This window comes from Bacteroides sp. 2_2_4 (genome assembly GCF_000157055.1).
Taxonomy (GTDB): Bacteria; Bacteroidota; Bacteroidia; order Bacteroidales; family Bacteroidaceae; genus Bacteroides; species Bacteroides ovatus.
Genome location: NZ_EQ973355.1, coordinates 92,660 through 110,888, shown reverse-complemented (window position 1 = coordinate 110,888; position 18,229 = coordinate 92,660). Strand labels below are relative to the sequence as shown.

Genomic DNA, 18,229 nt, shown 5'->3' with positions numbered 1-18,229 from the left:
GAGAAAGATGGAAGAAGATATTTATTTGGATAAGTTGGATAGAAGAGGTATCAAGCCAACTGCCATAAGGCTTCTGGTGATAAAAGCGATGATGCAGGCAGAGCGTGCGGTGTCATTGCTCGATTTGGAAACACTGCTCGATACAGTCGATAAATCGACTATATCCCGTACCATCGCTCTCTTCTTGTCTCATCACCTCATACATAGCATAGACGATGGGAGCGGCTCGTTGAAGTATGCCGTTTGCGACAACTCCTGCAATTGTGTGGTACAGGATTTACATTCGCATTTTTATTGTGAGAAATGTCATCGTACATTCTGCCTGGAAGGTACACATATCCCGGTGATTGATTTGCCTAAAGGATTTACTTTGCATAGTATAAACTATGTACTAAAAGGAGTTTGTTCCGAATGTACTTCTCAAAAATGACAGATATTTTATAAACTTCGATGCGCAGTTTTATTCCATTCACTAATTTGGATAGGATAATCACTATATTTCGCACTTTGAGTACCTGTAACTTCAGTTTAGGTACTTTCCCCATTTTGTCTATTTTTTTAATTGACGAATTATCCCCAACTTTGCATAGTCATTTGAATTGGAGTCTTGAAAGATTTATAGACTAAGTGGGGGGTATATGTGATATGTAAGTAATTGGAATAAAAGCCGAAAAAGAGATGTATTTTCTCTTTTTCGGCTTTTTGCTAATATTGTTTGATTAGTCAATATTGGGATTCAATGCGTGCCAGTCTTTAATAGCTGGGATGATCCCCATTTCAATCACTTCATCACGAAGTTTGCATAAATGCTCGTAGCTTTTTTCCAATTCTTCCTGTTCGGCAGGAGTTCCGGCTACTTCTTTATAAGTGACGCCGTCTTTAGTTATTGAAGTTTCCATCGCCATCATGATATGGTCGAACTTACTGTTAGAAACATACGTTCCGGCAGGCCAGCGGAAAGGTTGTCCACCCATAGCAGCGGCAATCATTTCGATAGAAAGATAAGCCGGGCTTTGGAAAGAAGAACGACCGCGCAGGTCGATAATATGCTTACCACCCTGGATGACACGTACTTTCAGTGCTTCCCAATCTGCCAATGGAAGACGGGTAGTGCCGATGAAATCGGTCAAAGGCTCTCCTTTTATTTTGGTTGTAGATGCGAATACAGCCATTTGTTCGCCATGACCACCATACGTACGGCAATTCTGAATGTCGGAAGCCGGGATATGGAAGAATTTCACCAGTTCGTTTTGCAGACGGGTGCTGTCCAAGGCAGCCAGTGTAGAAACTTGAGAGGGTTTCAAACCTGAATACAACAAAGTAATCAATCCGGTGATGTCTGCAGGATTAAAGATCACAACGATATGTTTTACGTTTGGGCAATATTGATGAACATCTTTACCGAATTGAGCGGCAATTTCTGCATTTCCCTTCAGCAAATCTTCGCGGGTCATACCTGCTTTACGGGCAGCTCCACCGGAAGAGACAATGTAAGAAGCTCCTGTCAGCGCTTCTTTGATATCGGAAGTAAATGTAAGGTTGACACCTTCAAAACCGCAGTGATACAATTCTTCAGCTACTCCTTCCAGAGCCGGGGCAAATGGATCATACAGGCAAATATTCGGAGTGAGTCTCATCATCATGGCTGTTTGTGCCATATTGGAGCCGATCATTCCGGCAGCTCCTACAATCGTAAGTTTCTCGTTGGTTAGAAATTCCATAAGTTTATATGTTTAAAGGTGAATAATTTACTTTTTCTTTTTGTCGCTACAAAGTTAACATATTAGAAAGCAGATTGTTCATTGCAAATAGTTTTGCCCGATAACGAAAAGTTATGGCTGACTGTTTGAGAGATCTATTCAAAATAGATTATCTTTGTGTCTTATTACAATAAATAGATAAGAATATGAGCATCGAATTAGGAAAGTTCAATCAGCTTGAAGTCGTGAAAGAAGTAGATTTCGGCGTATATCTCGATGGTGGGGAAGAAGGTGAGATTTTGTTGCCTACCCGCTATGTGCCCGAAGACTGTAAGATAGGAGATTTTTTGAACGTGTTTCTTTATCTGGATATGGATGAAAGACTGATTGCTACGACGCTGACTCCGTTGGTGCAGGTAGGTCAGTTTGCCTGTCTGGAAGTCTCCTGGGTGAATCAATACGGAGCTTTCCTGAACTGGGGATTGATGAAAGACCTGTTCGTTCCGTTCAGTGAGCAGAAGATGAAAATGCAGGTTGGGCGGAAATATGTGGTCCATGCGCATTTGGATGAAGAGAGTTATCGTATTGTGGCTTCAGCAAAGGTGGAACGTTATCTGTTGAAAGAAAAGCCGGAATATACTCCGGAAGCAGAAGTGAATATCCTTATCTGGCAGAAGACGGATTTGGGCTTTAAAGCGATTATAGATAATAAGTATAGCGGTTTGCTGTATGAAAATGAAATATTCTGTCCGTTGGAAACAGGAATGGAGATGAAAGCTTTTGTGAAACAGGTGCGTGAAGATGGTAAGGTAGACCTGATTCTTCAGAAACCCGGTTTTGAAAAGATTGACGATTTTTCGAAAACGCTGCTCGACTATATCAAAGCGCATGGAGGACGGATCAACTTGAATGATAAAAGTCCTGCGGAAGATATTTATGACACGTTTGGTGTTAGCAAGAAAACCTTTAAGAAAGGAGTGGGCGACTTGTATAAGAAACGTCTGATTACCTTGCATGAGGATGGCATTGCTTTGGCGGATTCCTAAACAGAATAGGGATTTCCCTACATACGAATAGAGAGAATCATTGGGGTGGGGAGTTTCCTCACCCTATTTTTGTGCTATCAGATTAAAGATATAAATAATAAAAACTAGATAAGCTATGCGTAAGATTATAATAAGTTTCTGCATCCTGTTCGCTGCCCTCTCCTTACAAGCGCAGTCTGTTAACGGAATCCGTATCGATGGCGGGAATACTCCGATTCTTGTTTACCTGGGAGGGAACCAGATATGTTTACCTACTACTACCTGCTTTATAGCCAATTTAAATCCCGGACATTATACTGTTGAAGTGTTTGCCACCCGCTTTACCCGTGCGGGAGAGCGAGTATGGAAAGGAGAAAAATTATATAAAGATCTCGTTTATTTTGATGGGAGAGGAGTGACAGAAATATGGGTAGACGGACGTGATAACATGCGCCCGGAAAGACCCAGCCGTCCCGAACAGGGAGAACATCGTCCGGGATATGGTTACAACAGGGTGATGAACGATCAGCTCTTCCAAACGTTTTATAAAGAGATGAAGAATGAGCCTTTTAAAGATGACCGTATGAAGTTGCTCAATGCTGCATTGGCTGGTTCTGATTTCACATCTGCCCAATGTCTCCAACTGACCAAACTATATACATTCGATGATGACCGGATGGAGATTATGAAGATCATGTATCCCCGGATTGTAGATAAGGAAGCTTTCTTTACGGTGATTAATACCCTGACATTTGGCTCCAGTAAGGAAAAGATGAAGGATTTTATCATAGGGTACGGTAAACGTTGATACTATTAACTAAAAACGATACGGTTATGAAAAAGATACATATTATGCTGTGTTTGGCATTGGGAATATTGGTCAGTGGCTGTTTTACCAGCTATGTATCTACCAAACAGATGATGGGTATATATCAGGGAATGACTCAATCGCAGGTAGAGTCCGTTTTAGGAAAACCTGATTTCCGGCGTTTTGACGGTGATATGGAAGAATGGGAATTCCATCGTGATAACGGTACGCCTGTACTTACTTCGGAACCTGTGACGATAATCGTTCAGTTTGTAAATAGAGAGGTGGTTAGTATGGATACGTTCAAAGGTTATGGCAGACCTGCACCGATGCATTCCGTTGTAGTACCGCCTGCTGTGAACACTACCGTTGAAGTCTTTCCTAATCATGAACAAGTGGAAGAAGCTCGTTTGATGACTGATCCGGAGTTTGATGAATTTATCAATAAGCTCAAAATAACGGTTATGAATGAAGACCAGAAGAAGCTTGTCGATCGGATGTTGAGAACGTATGATGTCACTTCAAATCAATGTGTGAAAATAGTGAAGGAGATTTCGTATACTCCTGACCAGGTGGAGATGATGAAGAAGCTGTATCCTTATGTAAGGGATAAAAGAAATTTTAATAAGGTGATCGATATTTTATTTTCTAATGCATATAAAGATGAGATGCGTAAGTTTATTGAGGAATATCATCAGAATAATAAATGATAGGAGATTGAATTATGAAACGAATACTGTTTTTACTCTTTGCTGTCGGTCTGACTGCCAATATGACCGTAATGGCTGGAATGAGCACTAGCAAGGTACGTAAGGAGACGCGTTTTCTTACCGATAAGATGGCATATGAATTGAGCTTGAGTACACAGCAATATAATGATGCGTATGAAATTAATTACGACTTTATTTATTCTGTCCGTAATATCATGGATTACGTAGCACGTGGTTACGAATGGGCATTGGATGATTATTATGAAGCGTTGGATATCCGTAACGACGATCTTCGCTGGGTATTGAGTGATGCACAGTATCGCCGGTTCCTCGGTGCCGAGTATTTCTATCGGCCAATCTATGTAACCGGAGGGAAATGGAGTTTCAGGGTTTATGTTAATTACCCGAATCGCAGTTTGTTTTATTTTGGTGTGCCTTACCATTACCGTACTTATTGTGGAGCACATTATCGTCCACACTTTCACCATGTGAGTTATTATCGGGGCAGATATACTAATTTCAACCATTATTCTGCACCGCATCGGGTGAGAGATCAGCGAGTATTCCACTCTTATCGTCGTTCGGATTTCGGTTCTGTCCGGTTCCGTCCGAATACTTCCACTCGTCCGCATAATGCACCGACACGTCCGGGTAATTCTTCCCGTCCGGGTTCATCGACAACGCGTCCTGGTACGTCTCGCCCAAGTACCTCTACTCGTCCTGATACTTCTACTCGTCCCGGAACGACAACAAGACCTGGTACGTCAACACGTCCCCGTCCGGAATCTGGAGGAGATCGGCCTTCGACTTCTGTCAGACCATCTACACCGTCCGGAAGTGGGAGACCTGGTAACAATGTTGCTCCTGATAAAAATGGGAATACGAATAGAGTAGAAAGTGATCGTAATTCTGGTCGTCGTCCGGAAACAGGTTCCGGTTCTTCAAGCTCTAATCGCAGACCAACAAGCGGAAGTTCAACTGGTTCCAGTTCCTCCAATCGTGAAAGTGGAAAAACAAGTAGCAGTTCGAGAGAAAGTTCAAGTAAACGAAACGATAGTGGTTCCTATAATAGAAATAACAGTTCCGAGAGAAATAATAGCTCTTCCGGTTCCAGTCGCGGTAGTTCCAGTCGTAGTAGCTCCAGTCGCAGTAGCGGTAGTACTACTAGTCGTAGCAGCAGTACCACTTCTAACCGGAGTAGCGGTAGCTCGAGCTCTACTCGAAGCGGCGGTAGCTCTACCCGGAGCAATGTTTCTAGTGGACAAACAGAAAGACGCTCTTCTTCCGGAAGTACGAGAAGCAATAGCACTCAAAGTTCTTCCCGTTCCTCTGAAAGAAACAGCAGCAGTTCAAGAAGATAACCTATTCCTTTATTATTTATATCAATCTCATTACTCCTCAGCGGAAGGAGAACTAGACTCTGGGTTTTCACCGGCTAGACTATTCCGGGCAGCGCCCGTAACTTGGATATCGGGGCGGATACTATCCGCCTCGATTTCACTTATTACTCCTTTCTGTGCAAGCCGCTTGGCTATCAACTTATAATAGCCTTCCATATTCTCCTTTAACTGTCCGCCTTCAGCAAAAGAGCTGCGGAAATGCTTGGGCTTCGGGATAATGGAAGCCAGGAAAATACTTTCTTCCGTGTTCAGTTGTGAAGGGCGTTTATTGAAATAATAAGCAGAAGCTTCCTGAATACCATAAACGAGCGGTCCCCATTCAACAATGTTCAGATATACTTCGTACATGCGTTCTTTAGAAGTTAATCTTTCATTTTCTATTAGCCATACAATCAATGCCTCTTCCAATTTACGTGCAAAGTTCTTATTACGGTTCAGGAATACATTCTTTACGAGTTGCATGGTGATCGTGCTTCCTCCACGTGCAAAGCGTTTCACTTGCAGGTCGTAAATCAATGCTTCCCGTAGGGCATCGGGCAGGAAACCGCGATGGTAAAAGAATGCTCCATCTTCACTTTGCATAACGGACATTCTTAGGATGGGTGAAATGCTATCCAATGGTGTAAAGTGTTTGCACGAGGGACCAATAGGAAAAGTCCGCACCGGTATTCCATTCTCATAAGCTGTATAAATGAACTCGCCGGACATTTTGGAGAGTGAAGTGGCTCCATAGCTTGTGATGCGGAAGTCTTTCTCTTTCAGTTCGGATTCCAGTTTGAGACTATCTAGTTGTGCAAAATCAATATCTAATAGAAAATGATAGGCCAACTCGCCACTTGTTTTTATGCCTTCCAGATTGCTGAATAATCCTTTGGGGAGAGAGCTGAACAGATCATCTGCCGGAAACCAGGATTTGTTGACCGCAGCAGTGAAATGCCAGTTTCCTTTCTCTTTCTCGGCTCGCAAATAAGGATGAAACTGGAGTTTGTTGAAATCAACGATGGTCGTGCTATCCAGTTCGAGTGAGTGCCCGCTAATGTTCATCTCGTAACAGAGTTGTCCACGATCGAGATGAATTACTTCAGGAGAGAGGGCTTTATGAAATACGTCAAGTCCGTTCACTCTCGCTTTTCCTTTGAGGAGCAGTTGATTGGATGCACGCTTATCTTTAGTCATATTATAAGATAGGGTGTCGAAAGTGACTTCTGCTCCAAAACGGCGGGTAATATAAGGTAGTGAGATTTTTCTTTTTTCCGGGGCAAAGACAGATGCTTTTAATGTATAGTCTCTTCTGTTTAGTTCGCCGGTGGCTTCCCATAGTTGTTGAGGCAGTGTATCTTCTTTTATCTGAATGGTTGATTGGAAATGATTGTTCTCAATAATAAAAGAAGGAATGTTGACTGCAACGAAATTACTATCTTTACGTTCGGTTATATTGATTTGCCTGAGTTGCCCGTTTTCAGGCAGGAAACCGTAAATGAGGTTTAATATCCGGTCAATACGGTTGGCATAGTCACTTTCTATGACAGGTTGGGGTTCTGCTTCTTGTTGCCGTTTAAAGAACAGGAAATCGTAGTTAGCTATGCTATCATACTTGATGAAGTTGATTGCCAGGCCATTCATAAGCACATTCCGTACTTCGATTTCTCCTTTTAGCAATTCCCAAAAACTTAGTTTTACATTGACGGATTGTAATGTCAGGAGGGTATCGCGTTGGTTGGGAACAATATAAAGTCCTTGTAAAGCCACTTCATTGCAGCCTTTCATTCGTAACTCCTGATAATGAATTTGTAGACCGTATGTTTGTTCGGCACGTGTAGTTCGTTTGTCAACGATATGGCATAAAATGACATTGCGGAATGCAAAGAGACAAATAAGGCCGGTAAGCAAGATACCGATAGCCGATAGAATGATAATTCTTTTTTTGTTGGACGTTTCCATCTTCTTTTTCTTGATATGATAATCGCTGCAAAGGTAGATAATAATTCGGGCAACAAGCGGAGTATTTTCCCATTTTTAGAGTTATATTCATCAGTAGAAAGAAGAAAATGCGAAAAAAATGGTTAGTTGTTCGCTTTTAAGCGTACAACTGTTCGTTTTCGTACACCGTTCTGTTTTATGATTTCCTTGATTATTAGCTAGTTATCGTTTTGGCACGCTCGTTGCATCTCTATAGTCGCAAGCGGACAACGAAGAAAAATGAAAAAAACTTCAGAAGGTTGCAACCGTTTGAGACGCTTGATCCGTCTAATAAACAGAAGAACAAAAACAGAATGTTGAACAAATAAAAAATATACAATTATGAAGACTACAGTATTATTCAGAATGATCGTTTTAGTTGCTATGGTATTTGCAGGAATCGCTAATACAACAGTGAAGGCACAGGGTAATAACTTCATTACTAATGAAGAAAAAGTAGATGAACTTGTAGTATCGAAAGTGATTTACAGACTCGATGGTTCTCTCTATCGCCACATGAAATATGATTTTACCTATGACGATCAGAAGAGAATGTCCTCCAAAGAAGCTTTCAAATGGGATGCTTCTACTGAAAAATGGATACCGTACTTTAAAATTGATTATACTTATTCATCTAATGAAATCACTTTGGTATATGCACGCTGGAATGACTCTCACAGAGCTTACGACGCATCTGTTGAAAAGAGCGTTTATGAACTGAACGACGCTAATATGCCGGTTGCTTATATGAACTATAAATGGAATGATAAATGGATTGAAGAATCCGCTGCTAGCTGGGCTATGAATGTATCTACTCCGGCAACTAATGAAGCAACTCTGCTGACTGCCAGCAGATAAAAATAAATCGGAGTTGTGAAACTCCTTCTCTCTCTTTTAATTTAACTACATTAAAAATGGTGGATTTCCTTATGGGATAATCCACCGTTCTGTTTTTCTAATGAACAGTTACGATTAGCTTTTGTAACTCTTCAATATCTATTTAACGAGTGGTAGATATTCTCCATAACCTTCCTCTTTCATTTTATCTTTCGGGATAAAACGAAGTGAAGCGCTATTGATGCAATAGCGTAATCCACCTTTCTCTTTCGGCCCATCTGTGAATACGTGTCCCAAATGAGCATCTCCGGTTTTACTGCGTACTTCCGTACGTATCATGCCGTGCGAAGTATCTTTCTTTTCTGCGATTAGATCTTTTTGAATCGGTTGGGAAAAGCTTGGCCACCCGCAACCTGAATCAAACTTGTCGGTAGAGACAAACAGAGGTTCTCCGGTAGTAATATCCACATAAATGCCGGGACGATGCTCATTCCAGTATTTATTGTGGAAAGCAGGTTCAGTGGCATTCTTTTGGGTTACGGCATATTGTTCCGCCGACAATTCCTTACGAAGGGTTGCATCATCCGCTTTTTGATACGCTTTAGCTTTCGGCGCATTCGCTTTGCGTGCCATTTCGAATAAAGCGGGATTGATATGGCAGTATCCACCCGGATTTTTATCCAGATAGTCCTGGTGGTAAGTCTCTGCCGGATAGAAATTTGTCAATGGCTTTACTTCTAGGACGATAGGAGTTTTATATTGCGCGGATAATAGTTGAATCGCCTGCTTGATGACAGGGAGATCTTCTTTATCTACATAATAAATTCCGGTTCTATACTGCGTTCCCCGGTCATTACCTTGCTGGTTGAGGCTGGTAGGATCGATTGTCTTGAAATATAGATCGAGCAGTAAATTCAAATCTACCGTTTTCGGATCATAAACCACCTTTACTGTTTCGGCAGCATTGGTTTTTCCTGAACAGACCTGTTCATAACTCGGATTGGCAACATTACTGTTGGCATACCCTACCTGAGTATTTTCTACTCCTCGAATTTGTTTCAGGAAATGTTCTGTCCCCCAGAAACATCCTCCCGCAAAATAGATTTCTGCTTGATTCTTCATTGGTTTAGCAACTCCTAAAAATGTATTACTAATCATTACAATCACTAGGACGATAAAATACTTCATATCCGTTAGTTCTTTCTATAATAACGAATGAACCAACGGATATGTTTTAAGGAACTACTATACTAAACTCAACTTTATTTTTTTTCATTCAATGACCTGTCCTTTGTAGAAATCCAGAATTTTAGTCCGGAACAGGTAGTCATATTTTGCCTGCAACTTATCCGAAAGAGCTTTCGTCAGATTAAGTTTGGCTTCATTGTATTCCACAAAGGTAGCCTTGCCGTTATTGAACTTCTCACTCATCAGGCGGAAAGATTCTTCGTTGGCTTTTACTGCCACTTCACTGGAGTTGTATTTACTTTCTGCTGCCAGAGCATTGTACCAGGCTTGCTGAATTTCTTTATAGAGTATTTTTTTACTGTTATCCAACTTCAAGGATAAATCTATTTGTTGCAAACGAGCGGTGCGTACCCGGTTTCTTGTGGCAAAACGGTTGAAGATTGGCACGCTCAAATTAAATCCTATATATTTATTCAGATTGTTTTTCATCTGACTGCCGAAGCTGCTCTCTGATCTTCCGCTAACCGTATAATAATTACTTCCCAGACCGGCACTGAAAGAGAGTTGTGGATAAAACGCACTTTGGGCAATACGAATACTATTAAGACTACCTTGTAAACGATATTCTGCAGCCTTAATGCTTGGTTTGTAAGTAAGCGCCTGTGTATATATGTCATCCGGCGGAGTGAGAGATTCGAACTCTAATTCTTCCTTAGGGCTTTCGAGTACAAATCCTTCAGGCGTGGGTAATTCCAAGAGTTGGGTGAGATCCAGTAAGGACAGTTTGTACGTATTGTCTGATTGTACAGCAGTCATTTCATCCTGTGCAACACGGGCTTGTGCTTCGGCCACTTCAGAAGAGGATGCCTTACCCACTCCCTGAAGACCTTGAATACGTTTTAACTGGTCTTTGCTTAAATCGACCTGATTATGAGCAATCTTACTTAATTCTTGATTGAATAAAACCTGTAAATAAGCCGAAGTGACATTGATTGCAATATCCTCTCTGGCTTTATTCAAATCTTCTATAGCAGCTTTTAAATCCAGTTTGGCAAGTGAATATTGGTTGGACAATTGCAAACCGGTAAATATAGGTACGTTTGTTCCCAAGCTGAAACTGGTATTGGCGCTGTTGATGTCACTATACGAGTTGTCTATCGGAGAAGCGGTACGACCCCAACTCCAGTTTTGGCTGGCACTACCGCTCAGATTCGGAAGGCGTGCCCATTTAGTAGTGTTTACACTCACTTTGCCTGCTTCGACATTATTGGCCGATTGACGGATTTCTATATTATGTTCAATGGCATAGTCGATACATTGCCGCAGCGTCCACGCTTGCGAAGAGTTGTTCTGTGCCTGAATGGAGGTGATTCCGACTCCGGCAAGCAGAAGGGCTGATATGGTTTTACGAATTATTTTCATCGGATTCAATTATTTATCTTTTTTCTCTGCACCACGTATTTTGTCCTGAACGGTTACCCCTTTCTTGATTTCTATCTTGATTCCATCACTCATACCGGCAGTCACCTGTGTACGCTGGAACTTTTGTTCGGGCACTGAATCTGTCATGATGTACACAAATGTAGAGTCACCACTAAATTCAACAGTGCTTTCGGGCACTGCCAATACCTGATTGGCTTTTTGTAATACGATTTCCGCATTAGCCGAATATCCGGAACGAATCTGAACAGAATCCGGAATGGTAATCGCAGCCTTGATTTCAAACTGGTTGGCTCCATTGGTTTCCACCCCTTTCGGAGAGATATATTCCAGAATGGCATTGAAAGTCAGATTTTGTAAAGCTCCGATGGTCAGCTTGATTGGCATTTGTTCGTGGATACGTCCCACTTCTGTTTCATCAATATTACCGCGGAAAATCATATCGTTCATGTTGGCTACCGTAGCAATCGTGGTTCCATCATTGAACGTATTACTCATAATCACCGAATTACCAGCTTTTACAGGTACGTCCAGGATTAACCCGTCAATGGTAGAGCGAATCATCGTGCTACTGAAAGAGGCACTGTTTTTGGTAATTCCTTCTTTTACGATTTCCAGATTGTCTTTGGCCGTCTGTCTCTCTTCGCGAGCCTGTTTCAAAGCCACTTCACTTTTCTCGTATTCCTCCCGGCTAATTAACTGACCGTCATACAACTTCTTCACACGGGCGAAATCCGTTTCTGCCTGGGTTGCATTAATTTCTGCCAGGCGCACACGGCTTTCTGCAGAATTCAGTTGTCCGAGTTCAGGGATTACTTTTACTTTGGCAATAACTTCCCCTTTTCTTACAGCTTGTCCGGCTTCTTTATATACTTCGTCGATAATACCCGAAATTTGCGGTTTGATTAAAATTTCGTCTCTCGGTTCCACCTTTCCGGTAGCTACTGTAGTTTTTTGGAGGTCAGTCATTTCCGGTCTAACTGTTTCGTAAGTGATTACCTTAGGCTTGGATTTCTGATAAAGGAATACGAATGTTCCGACAAGAATGATAGCAATGACTACCAATAATGTGATTTTCAGATACTTTTTCATGATTTTATTTATAATTTTATTATTTACGATTGATGATTGAAACTAAACTCCTCACATATCCAGATAACTGTTCCACTTCCTTATTCATCCCGAATCGCCTCAATCGGTTTGATAGCCATGGCCCGGTAAGCAGGTGCCAGACCTGCCAACATTCCCAGTGCGATTAGAAGGGCACAAGTACCGATTGCCAGTCCGAAAGTAACTTGAAAACGGGTGTCCCCTCCGTCAGCGTTGGCTCCCATCTCTACAAGTTGCAACACCATGACGGCAAAGGATATTCCACACATTCCTGCAATGGTGGTAAGTACCATACTCTCTGATAGAATTTGTTGCAGAATATCTTTCGGTCGTGCACCGATCGCCCGGCGGATACCGATTTCAGTGGTACGTTCTTTAACGGTCACCATCATAATATTGGATACTCCGATGGCACCTGCCAGCAAAGTTCCCAATCCTACCATCCAAACAAGTATGTTGATACCGGTAAACAGGTTATCGACCATAGAGAACATAGCTTCGGCATTCAGGCACATAACAGCCTGTTTGTCATCCGGGGAGATATAATGTGCGGCTTTAATGACCTGTTCCATTTTGGGTTGTATTTCAGACACTTTGACTCCATGCTTCGCAGTGAAACAGATCACATCAATTCGTCCTCCCAGATTATATGTTTGCTGCATCGTAGTGAAAGGAAGAGTGACGGCCTCCGAAGCCCGTCCCTGTATATTCATGTCCCCTTCGGAAGAAGACATGCCAATCACTTGATAATAAATGCCATCTACTCTTACATATTTGCCACACGGGTCTTCTCCCGGTTTGAAAAGACTTTCATAAATTCGTTTTCCGATGACACATACTTTGCGTGCTTCCTTTATATCCACCTCATTGATGAACCTGCCGTATGCCATTTCCTGTGATTCAATGTGGAGATAATCCGGATACAATCCTTTCACGCTACAATCATATTTCTTATCTTCGTATACGGCTTTGGAACCCCAACGGGCTACGGACGGAGTAATGATCTCCACCTCTTTCACTTGGGAGCGAAGACGGTCAATGTCGGTAGATTCCAGATTCCACCATCTCCCTTTGCGGAAGCCTTTGTAAGCCTCGCCCGTTCTTTGCGAGACAAGGAAACCAGAATTGGTGGCAAATCCTTCAAAGTTCTTTTTCATCATGTCCTCCAATCCTTGCCCGCCGCCGATAAGGGCTACGAGCATAAAGATTCCCCAGAAAACACCGAATGCAGTCAGCAGGCTTCTCGTTTTATTTCTTGTAATGGTAATGAGGATTTCCTCACAGGTATCCATGTCTATTCTCATAGTCTTAATCTGCTCTAAGTGCTTCGATCGGTCGGATGCTAACTGCTTTTCGGGCAGGGAATAATCCGGCTAACGTACCAGCTATTATTAATGTGAGTGTAGCCTGTATGGCGATTCTTATATCTACTGTCGGATTCAGGAAAACGGTTTCCGTCCACATTCCGGTGTCCATGGTCTGATTGCCGAAAGCGCTGTTCATCCATTCGGTCACTCCGATACCGGCTACCATGCCGATATATCCGAATATGGTGGTGATGGTGACGCTCTCTACGATAATCAACCAGAGAATGGAAAGCGGTTTGGCTCCCAAAGCCTTACGAATACCAAACTCGCGGGTACGTTCTTTGACGGTAATCAGCATGATGTTGGAAACTCCAACGATTCCGCTAAGTAACGTAAAGATGCCGATTACCCAGATGGCGATACGCAGCATGCCCGAACCTTTCTGCTGTTGCAGATAGTTGGTAAACCGGTTCCATATCCAGATAGCACTGTGGTCCGTTGGGTCAAACCGATGGTTGGCTCCCAATACTTTGCGGTAATGGGCTTCAAAAGCCTCATTGGCCTCTACTGTTTCCAGATTTTTGGTAGTCATGACCAGGTTATTCAGTTTGTCTCCTTTATTATAAATCGTTTGCAGAGTGGTAAAAGGAATGTAGGCATCGCTGTCTCCGCTATCTCCTTTATCATTATAAAGACCTACTACCTGATAAACCACATTTCCGGCGTTGACAAACTGTCCGATTGGCTCGGTATGAGTCTTGTTAAAAAGGATTTCTGCTGTTTTCTTATGAAGCACAATAACTTTCCGGCGTTCCTTGATATCGATTTCATTGATAAAACGTCCTTCGAAAAGCTTCACGACTTCTACCTCTGTATGATTGGGATATACGCCGGAAAGGTTCAGGCTGACGTATTCTTGTCCGAAACTAAGATTAACGCCTCCCTGCCACACGGTTGCTCCGGCCTTGATGACATGATTCGGGAAATAATGACTGGTAGCATCCATGTCTTTATTGTCCAGTTGCACCCGTCTTCCTTCTTTCAGTCCGTCGTATGATTTACTGGTCCATCCCGGAAAAATCTTGATGGAGTTCATGGCACGTTCGGAAGCCGATTGCTCGAATGCGTGGATCAGTCCGTTGCCTGCACCTAGTAGGACGATAAGCATAAAGATTCCCCATGCCACGGCAAATCCTGTGAGAAAAGTTCTTAGCTTGTTGCGTTTGATGGTACTATATATTTCTTGCCAGATGTCAATCATGATAATGTTTGTATAGTGGTGGATTTTAGATTATTTCATGATACCGTCTTTTCCGAAAGGAGAAGCGTCATGGTCGATATTATCTTCAATACGTTCGATGATTCCATCTTTGATATGTATAATCTTGTCTGTCTGGTTGGCGACTCCACTTTCGTGGGTGACAACGACAATCGTCATTCCCAGTTTATGAAGATCTTTCAGAATCTGCATCACTTCCACAGAAGTTTTGCTGTCCAAAGCTCCTGTTGGTTCATCTGCCAGAATGATTTGTGGTTGGGTGATTAAAGCTCGTGCAATGGCTACACGTTGTTTCTGACCGCCACTCATTTCGTTCGGCATGTGATGTGCCCAGTCTTTTAAACCCAGACGGTCGAGATATTCCAAGGCAAGCGCATTTCGTTTTTTGCGACTTATACCCTGGTAAAATAAAGGAAGTGCTACATTCTCTACGGCATCTTTAAAGGAAATCAGATTGAATGACTGGAAAATAAATCCGATCATACGGTTCCGGTATTCGGCAGCTTTGGTTTCGCTCAAGTTCTTGATAAGTACGTTGTTCAAGTAATAATCTCCGGTATCGTAGTTGTCGAGGATTCCCAATATGTTGAGTAAAGTTGATTTCCCAGACCCGGATGCTCCCATGATAGAAACAAATTCCCCCTGTTCAATGTTGAGATTGATACCTTTAAGTACATGGAGAGGCGCTCCGTTGTTGTAGGTCTTGTTGATATTCGTTAGTTGTATCACAATTTTCTTTATTTAGTTTCTGTTTTCTGATAATTTTCTACTATTAGACGTGCGAAAGATACGAAAAGTTGCAAACAGGTTGAACTTTTTTCAAAAAACATTTTGTAGACTCAATCTTCTTTACGTAATTTGTGTGCAGTAAACTTAATGATTAACTAACCCTTTTAAATAAAAGTATCATGAATTCAAACATGGAAAAACCCTACGTAGTAGGTATTGACATAGGCGGAACGAATACCGTCTTTGGAATTGTAGACGCACGCGGAACTATTATTGCCAGCAGTTCAATCAAAACATCTGGTTACCCTACAGTAGAAGAATACGCTGATGAAGTGTGTAAAAGTCTGCTTCCATTGATTATTGCTAATGGTGGTGTTGATAAAATCAGAGGTATTGGTATCGGTGCTCCGAATGGCAACTACTACACGGGAACGATTGAATTTGCTCCGAACCTGCCTTGGAAGGGAATTCTTCCGTTGGCTGCCATGTTTGAAGAAAGACTGGGTATCCCCACTGCTTTGACAAACGACGCAAACGCTGCTGCTATCGGTGAAATGACTTACGGTGCTGCCCGTGGTATGAAAGACTTTATCATGATTACACTGGGTACTGGTGTGGGTAGCGGTATCGTTATCAACGGTCAGATGGTGTATGGTCATGACGGTTTTGCAGGTGAATTGGGACACGTTATCGCCCGTCGCGATGGTCGTCTTTGCGGTTGTGGCCGTAAGGGATGTCTGGAAACTTACTGTTCGGCTACCGGTGTAGCTCGCACAGCCCGTGAATTCCTTGCTGCCCGTACGGATGCTAGCTTGCTTCGTAACATTCCTGCAGAAAACATCACTTCAAAAGATGTGTATGATGCAGCTGTACAAGGTGATAAACTGGCACAGGAAATCTTTAACTTTACAGGTAACATCTTGGGTGAAGCACTGGCAGATGCTATTGCATTCTCCAGCCCTGAAGCAATTGTATTGTTTGGTGGTTTGGCTAAGTCCGGTGACTATATCATGAAACCAATTCAGAAATCAATTGATGATAATATCCTGAATATCTATAAAGGCAAGACTAAACTGCTCGTTTCCGAATTGAAGGATTCTGATGCTGCTGTACTGGGCGCCAGTGCATTGGCTTGGGAACTGAAAGATTTGAAAGAATAACATTTCATTATTATAATAAAGGTAATGAAGCCTCGGGAGTTTATGACTTTCGGGGCTTTGTTTTATTTAGTCCTTTCTGACGTGTACGGCTTATTCAGACAAAGGGTTATTCTCACCGAAGTGAGAAAATATTCTTATACCTTTGAGGAATTATTCTCATTGCAATGAGATTTTTTTCTCATAGGCATGAGAATGTTTGAGAAAATATACAATAAAAAAGGGAACCTCATAATGAAGTTCCCTTTTTTATTTCGAATCGAAAAGTTCGGCTTATTAGTTAGCTCTTTTTTCTTTGATTCTAGCTTTCTTACCAGTAAGAGCGCGCAGGTAGTACAATTTAGCGCGACGAACTTTACCTACCTTGTTCACTTCGATGCTATCGATAGCCGGTGATTCGATTGGGAAAATTCTTTCTACGCCTATAGTTCCTGACATTTTACGTACAGTAAAACGTTTCTTGTCTCCGTGACCGGCGATTTTGATAACAACACCACGGTACAACTGTACACGTTCTTTGTTACCCTCGATAATACGATATGCTACTGTTACAGTGTCTCCTGCTTTGAAGCTCGGGTGCTGTTTTCCGGTAGCAAATGCTTCTTCTGCAATTTTAATTAAATCCATTGTTGTTATTATTAAATTGTTTCATCGTTACAACGCAACATACCAAGTATCTCTTCTCTTGACAGCGATTGCGCGAAAGCGGTGCAAAGTAACGAATTATTTGCCAGATAGCCAAATGTTTTTGTATATTTGTGGCATATCTAAAAATAGCGAACATGAAACAGACTTATGTAAAGTATCTGATGGTGGCGACGTTTGCAGGAGGCTTCCTGTTTACTTCCTGCCGGACCGCACGCGAGACTACGGCACAGTACGAAGTAACCAAAGTAGAGGGTAGCATGATAACGATTGATTCTGTTTGGGACACCATTCCCAACGCGAAAGCTGCCGAAATCTTAAAGCCTTATAAGGAAAAGGTGGATGCGATGATGTATGAAGTCATCGGCACCAGTGCGATGAAAATGGACAAAGGAGGTCCCGAAAGTTTACTTTCCAACCTTGTTGCAGGTGTTTTGCAGCAAGCGGCTGTTCAGGTGTTGGGGAAACCTGCTGATATGGGATTGGTAAATATGGGCGGCTTGCGTAATATCTTGCCCGAAGGAGATATCACGGTAGGCGATGTGTTTGAAATTCTTCCTTTTGAGAATTCTCTTTGCGTACTGACTATGAAAGGAACAGACTTGAGACGTCTTTTTGAAGCGATTGCATCTCTGCACGGAGAAGGAGTGAGCGGTATCCGCCTTGAAATCACCAAAATGGAAAGTTGCTGAACGCCTTTGTCGGTGAAAAACCACTAAAGGATGACCAGCTTTACACGGTGGCCACTATCGACTATCTGGCAGATGGAAATGGACGGATGGATGCTTTCCTGCAGGCAGAAAAGAGAGTATGCCCCGAAGACGCAACCTTACGCGGACTATTTCTTGATTATGTACGCAAACAGACTGCCGAAGGCAAAGCGATTACCTCCAAACTGGATGGACGTATTACCATAAAATAAAAAGGAGAATCTA

16 protein-coding genes and 1 pseudogene are annotated in these 18,229 nt (G+C 42.3%); 8 read left to right on the top strand and 9 right to left on the bottom strand.

The window, feature by feature from the left end; genetic code table 11:
- Nucleotides 1-7 precede the first annotated feature (7 nt).
- A complete protein-coding gene (locus BSCG_RS26630) occupies nt 8-430 on the top strand; it encodes a Fur family transcriptional regulator (RefSeq protein WP_004296218.1) in 423 nt (140 codons plus the stop codon).
- 289 nt (nt 431-719) lie between these two features.
- Here the strand turns inward: BSCG_RS26630 and BSCG_RS26635 are convergent, their stop codons facing one another.
- Entirely contained in the window at nt 720-1,721 is a 1,002-nt protein-coding gene (locus BSCG_RS26635) for a malate dehydrogenase (RefSeq protein ID WP_004296217.1), read from the bottom strand.
- Nucleotides 1,722-1,906: 185 nt separating this feature from the next.
- Here BSCG_RS26635 and BSCG_RS26640 point away from each other — a divergent pair, with 185 nt between their 5' ends.
- From BSCG_RS26640 to BSCG_RS0127055, 4 genes are all read left to right on the top strand, one after another.
- Nucleotides 1,907-2,746, top strand: coding sequence for a S1 RNA-binding domain-containing protein (locus BSCG_RS26640; protein ID WP_004311957.1), 840 nt, complete (start codon nt 1,907-1,909; stop codon nt 2,744-2,746).
- 115 nt (nt 2,747-2,861) lie between these two features.
- Nucleotides 2,862-3,533: a DUF4476 domain-containing protein gene (locus BSCG_RS26645; protein WP_008774592.1), complete on the top strand. Its 672-nt coding sequence runs from the start codon at nt 2,862-2,864 to the stop codon at nt 3,531-3,533.
- Nucleotides 3,534-3,559: 26 nt separating this feature from the next.
- A complete protein-coding gene (locus tag BSCG_RS26650) occupies nt 3,560-4,243 on the top strand; it encodes a DUF4476 domain-containing protein (protein ID WP_004306992.1) in 684 nt (227 codons plus the stop codon).
- Between the two features lie 14 nt (nt 4,244-4,257).
- Nucleotides 4,258-5,604 carry a hypothetical protein gene (locus BSCG_RS0127055; protein WP_032849257.1) on the top strand — a complete coding sequence of 449 codons (1,347 nt, stop codon included), beginning with the start codon at nt 4,258-4,260 and terminating at the stop codon, nt 5,602-5,604.
- A gap of 30 nt (nt 5,605-5,634) precedes the next feature.
- On the opposite strand, the gene BSCG_RS26655 is transcribed toward BSCG_RS0127055, so the two are convergent.
- Complete coding sequence (locus BSCG_RS26655; RefSeq protein WP_008774588.1) at nt 5,635-7,584, bottom strand: transglycosylase domain-containing protein; 1,950 nt, start codon at nt 7,582-7,584, stop codon at nt 5,635-5,637.
- A gap of 360 nt (nt 7,585-7,944) precedes the next feature.
- On the opposite strand from BSCG_RS26655, the gene BSCG_RS26660 reads away from it, so the two are divergent.
- Nucleotides 7,945-8,460 (top strand): DUF3836 domain-containing protein, encoded by a 516-nt coding sequence (locus BSCG_RS26660; protein ID WP_008774587.1) that lies wholly within the window; start codon nt 7,945-7,947, stop codon nt 8,458-8,460.
- Nucleotides 8,461-8,598: 138 nt separating this feature from the next.
- On the opposite strand, the gene msrB is transcribed toward BSCG_RS26660, so the two are convergent.
- From msrB to BSCG_RS26690, 6 genes are all read right to left on the bottom strand, one after another.
- Nucleotides 8,599-9,627: a peptide-methionine (R)-S-oxide reductase MsrB gene (gene msrB, locus BSCG_RS26665; RefSeq protein ID WP_008649821.1), complete on the bottom strand. Its 1,029-nt coding sequence runs from the start codon at nt 9,625-9,627 to the stop codon at nt 8,599-8,601.
- A gap of 84 nt (nt 9,628-9,711) precedes the next feature.
- On the bottom strand, nt 9,712-11,049 hold the full coding sequence (locus tag BSCG_RS26670; RefSeq protein ID WP_004296206.1) for a TolC family protein: 1,338 nt from the start codon (nt 11,047-11,049) through the stop codon (nt 9,712-9,714).
- A gap of 9 nt (nt 11,050-11,058) precedes the next feature.
- A complete protein-coding gene (locus BSCG_RS26675; protein WP_004296205.1) occupies nt 11,059-12,159 on the bottom strand; it encodes an efflux RND transporter periplasmic adaptor subunit in 1,101 nt (366 codons plus the stop codon).
- 80 nt (nt 12,160-12,239) lie between these two features.
- On the bottom strand, nt 12,240-13,481 hold the full coding sequence (locus tag BSCG_RS26680) for an ABC transporter permease (protein WP_004296204.1): 1,242 nt from the start codon (nt 13,479-13,481) through the stop codon (nt 12,240-12,242).
- Nucleotides 13,482-13,485: 4 nt separating this feature from the next.
- Entirely contained in the window at nt 13,486-14,745 is a 1,260-nt protein-coding gene (locus tag BSCG_RS26685; protein WP_008649823.1) for an ABC transporter permease, read from the bottom strand.
- Between the two features lie 30 nt (nt 14,746-14,775).
- A complete protein-coding gene (locus BSCG_RS26690; protein ID WP_004296202.1) occupies nt 14,776-15,492 on the bottom strand; it encodes an ABC transporter ATP-binding protein in 717 nt (238 codons plus the stop codon).
- 179 nt (nt 15,493-15,671) lie between these two features.
- Between BSCG_RS26690 and BSCG_RS26695 the strand changes: the two genes are divergently transcribed.
- The gene (locus BSCG_RS26695) at nt 15,672-16,652 is read left to right on the top strand and encodes an ROK family protein (RefSeq protein ID WP_004307000.1); all 981 of its coding nucleotides are present in this window, start codon (nt 15,672-15,674) and stop codon (nt 16,650-16,652) included.
- Nucleotides 16,653-16,925: 273 nt separating this feature from the next.
- On the opposite strand, the gene rplS is transcribed toward BSCG_RS26695, so the two are convergent.
- Nucleotides 16,926-17,276, bottom strand: coding sequence for a 50S ribosomal protein L19 (rplS, locus tag BSCG_RS26700; protein WP_004296199.1), 351 nt, complete (start codon nt 17,274-17,276; stop codon nt 16,926-16,928).
- Between the two features lie 155 nt (nt 17,277-17,431).
- On the opposite strand from rplS, the pseudogene BSCG_RS26705 reads away from it, so the two are divergent.
- Nucleotides 17,432-18,216 (top strand): annotated as a pseudogene (locus BSCG_RS26705) (5'-nucleotidase C-terminal domain-containing protein).
- Nucleotides 18,217-18,229 lie beyond the last annotated feature (13 nt).

Excerpts from the sequence above, each read along its gene's own strand:
- BSCG_RS26675 (WP_004296205.1), bottom strand. The coding sequence starts at position 12,159 with ATGAAAAAGTATCTGAAAATCACATTATTGGTAGTCATTGCTATCATT.
- BSCG_RS26660 (WP_008774587.1), top strand. The coding sequence starts at position 7,945 with ATGAAGACTACAGTATTATTCAGAATGATCGTTTTAGTTGCTATGGTA.
- rplS (WP_004296199.1), bottom strand. The coding sequence starts at position 17,276 with ATGGATTTAATTAAAATTGCAGAAGAAGCATTTGCTACCGGAAAACAG.
- BSCG_RS26680 (WP_004296204.1), bottom strand. The coding sequence starts at position 13,481 with ATGAGAATAGACATGGATACCTGTGAGGAAATCCTCATTACCATTACA.
- msrB (WP_008649821.1), bottom strand. The coding sequence starts at position 9,627 with ATGAAGTATTTTATCGTCCTAGTGATTGTAATGATTAGTAATACATTT.
- BSCG_RS26635 (WP_004296217.1), bottom strand. The coding sequence starts at position 1,721 with ATGGAATTTCTAACCAACGAGAAACTTACGATTGTAGGAGCTGCCGGA.
- BSCG_RS26640 (WP_004311957.1), top strand. The coding sequence starts at position 1,907 with ATGAGCATCGAATTAGGAAAGTTCAATCAGCTTGAAGTCGTGAAAGAA.
- BSCG_RS26685 (WP_008649823.1), bottom strand. The coding sequence starts at position 14,745 with ATGATTGACATCTGGCAAGAAATATATAGTACCATCAAACGCAACAAG.
- BSCG_RS26655 (WP_008774588.1), bottom strand. The coding sequence starts at position 7,584 with ATGGAAACGTCCAACAAAAAAAGAATTATCATTCTATCGGCTATCGGT.
- BSCG_RS26645 (WP_008774592.1), top strand. The coding sequence starts at position 2,862 with ATGCGTAAGATTATAATAAGTTTCTGCATCCTGTTCGCTGCCCTCTCC.
- BSCG_RS26670 (WP_004296206.1), bottom strand. The coding sequence starts at position 11,049 with ATGAAAATAATTCGTAAAACCATATCAGCCCTTCTGCTTGCCGGAGTC.
- BSCG_RS26630 (WP_004296218.1), top strand. The coding sequence starts at position 8 with ATGGAAGAAGATATTTATTTGGATAAGTTGGATAGAAGAGGTATCAAG.
- BSCG_RS0127055 (WP_032849257.1), top strand. The coding sequence starts at position 4,258 with ATGAAACGAATACTGTTTTTACTCTTTGCTGTCGGTCTGACTGCCAAT.
- BSCG_RS26695 (WP_004307000.1), top strand. The coding sequence starts at position 15,672 with ATGAATTCAAACATGGAAAAACCCTACGTAGTAGGTATTGACATAGGC.
- BSCG_RS26650 (WP_004306992.1), top strand. The coding sequence starts at position 3,560 with ATGAAAAAGATACATATTATGCTGTGTTTGGCATTGGGAATATTGGTC.